The organism is Sporomusa sp. (assembly GCF_035561255.1).
Classification (GTDB): Bacteria; Bacillota; Negativicutes; order Sporomusales; family Sporomusaceae; genus Sporomusa.
Map to the genome: position 1 here is coordinate 1 of NZ_DATMXX010000058.1, position 2,668 is coordinate 2,668.

A 2,668-nucleotide genomic window follows, 5' to 3' on the forward strand; every position below is an offset into this window, starting at 1 on the left:
TTCTATGAGATCGGTATTATGGCTTCTACGGGCCGTATTCATGAAATATCGGGTTGTATCTTTTTTGTTCTTATCATTATTCATAATTTGCTCAACAAAGGCTACTACATGAATCTTGGACGAGGCAGTTATAATCGCAAGAGGATGGCAGGCATTGTTGTTATTGGCGTTTTTGGTATCAGTGTTTTGGTGCTGGTAATTAGTGGAGTCGCCATGTCGAAACATTTATTTCCCAATATGAGGTTTCTTTCTGACTGGAATGTTCGCGCTCTTCATCTTGGTGCTGCAATTGCTGCCCTGGCATCATTGATTTTTCATGTGCTTATGCATATGGGGCGGTATATACAGGGAAGAAAATTCTACTATTTGACCGGACTGGCACTTATATTGATGGTTAGCAGCATATTTGTTCTGCCCTATATAGAACGTTGGTACCATCCGGTAAGTATAAATCTGCAAGAGACCCTTGAGGGTGAAAAAGTTAATTTCTCTGGCAATGTGTTGATTGTATATTTTAGCCGGGTAGGCAATACGGATTTTCCTGAGCAAGTAGATGCCGTATCTGGAGCTTCTATGATGAAGGAAAATGGAGCTCTTTTAGGAAACGCTCAGGTTTTAGCTCTTATGATACAGAATGCAATAGGGGGAGATATTGCATTAATTCAGACGGAGGAAAAGTATCCTGCCAGTTACAATGAAACCACAAAGATTGCAGGGAATGAGTTGGCGAATCAAAGCTTTCCTGTTCTGAAGCATAAGCTGCCTGATTTGATACAGTATGATACGATTGTACTTGTTTATCCTTTATGGTGGGGGACGCTTCCCAGGCCAGTGGCCAGCTTCATTAAGGCATATGATTTCGAGGGGAAGACCATTGTTCCAGTCGTAACTCATGGCGGTGGTGGTGTTGGTGATAGCAGGGAAGTGTTGCGAGCAATGGCAAATGGGAAGGTGGCAGAACCACTGAGCGTATACAGTAGCGATATCCCATTCGTCAGGAATGATGTCACGAATTACTTGAAAAACCTCGTTAGAGGAAATATAGATTAGTAATATGTTTACAAGGCATGTGTTTGAATATTTCAAGACGAGATTTTGTCTACAGTGCCGGTGCCGGTTTCCACTGTAAAGAAACATTATTTAAATGTAACTGCATTTCAACTATAGCTCTTGAGAAAAAGTGGCATTAAAACCGGGTACAGTGGCCCGGTTTTTTCTATTTTGGTATTAGTCATAGCAGAACGTAAAGAACAGGGATGCAGGAAAAACACGGTGAACGGGATTGGCGATCATCGACATTTACACAGCTTCGCGCCATATAAAGTATATTAGTTAGCTGTGATAGGATTAGGTAATCATTTGGTAGGAATGGGATAACGGTTTTTTTCCATTTGTAGCATAATGAGGGTGATAAGTTTTACTTGTTTCTGTTACCTCCGCTACAGTACTTGGGATGACGATTTTTTGTACAAGCTATGATTTCAGCTTACACAGGGGGAAATGGATACTGTAGTAAAATGATGGTTGAAAAGATGCGTTGAGCTGCATAGAGGAGGGGGTATTTTCATGGTAAAAAAACCTATTTTGTCCGTACTTTTAGCGATGATTATGACGGTTGGCTCGGTTTCGGCTATGAGTAAGCCTGTCACAATTAAGGACCAGGGGAGTTTTCTAGCTGGCGGCACGGTGGTAACTGCACCAGGTAAATACGACAGAACAAAGCCGACGAATCTTGCTGGTGAAACATTGCATGGTGACCATGCCTATGTGTTCTACCAAAAGCCGGTCAAGGCGCATAAATATGGACTAGTGTTCCTGCATGGCGCTGGGCAGTCAGCAAAGACTTGGGAGTCAACGCCGGATGGTCGCGATGGTTTCCAGAATATCTTTTTGGAATGTGGCTACAGTACCTTCCTTGTTGACCAGCCGCGCCGCGGCAAAGCCGGCCGATCCCCCATACCGGAGAAGATTTCTGCGACACCGGATGATCAGCTTTGGTACAATGCTTTTCGCATTGGTCAATGGCCAGACTACTACGAGAATGCTCAGGTACCAAGAGATAAGGAATCATTGGACCAGTTTTTCCGTCAGATGACGCCGAACACCGGTGCGTATAATAATGGGGTTATTGCCGATGCTATGGCTGCGGTATTTGAAAAATCTGGAGAAGGCGTTCTCGTGACGCATTCGCAGGGCGGCGGTCCAGGCTGGTATACGGCAATCAGGACGGACAAGGTACGCGGCATTGTTGCTATGGAGCCGGGCACATTCCCTTTCCCTGAGGGTGAGGTACCAGAAGTAGAGGCGACAAGCAGTCCTTTCCCGGCAAAAGGTGAGTCTGTTCCGATGAAGGACTTCATGAAACTCACGAAGATCCCTATCATTGTCTATTATGGGGATAATATCCCATCCGAGCCCACGGATAACTGGGGCCAGGATAACTGGCGCGTGCGCCTGAACCTTGCACGGAAATGGGCGGCAGTCATTAACAGTTATGGCGGGGATGCGACTATCGTTCATCTGCCGGAAATTGGGGTTTATGGCAATACACATTTTCTGTTTTCAGATCTGAATAATGTCCAGATTGCAAATTTGATGGAAAAATGGATGAAGGATAAAGGCCTTGCCAAATAAAGCGAAACGGCCATTTCTCTCATATATATTATGG

Annotated in this window: 2 protein-coding genes; both read left to right on the forward strand. The window is 44.6% G+C overall.

The genetic code is table 11. The features are described 5' to 3' along the window. The coding region (locus VN379_RS03115; protein ID WP_325530690.1) for a flavodoxin at nt 1-1,050 on the forward strand (1,050 nt) is incomplete at its 5' end. A gap of 516 nt (nt 1,051-1,566) precedes the next feature. Beyond that, complete coding sequence (locus tag VN379_RS03120; protein WP_325530692.1) at nt 1,567-2,634, forward strand: alpha/beta fold hydrolase; 1,068 nt, start codon at nt 1,567-1,569, stop codon at nt 2,632-2,634. Nucleotides 2,635-2,668 lie beyond the last annotated feature (34 nt).

Coding starts and splice junctions, on each gene's coding strand:
- VN379_RS03120 (WP_325530692.1), top strand. CDS start 1,567: ATGGTAAAAAAACCTATTTTGTCCGTACTTTTAGCGATGATTATGACG.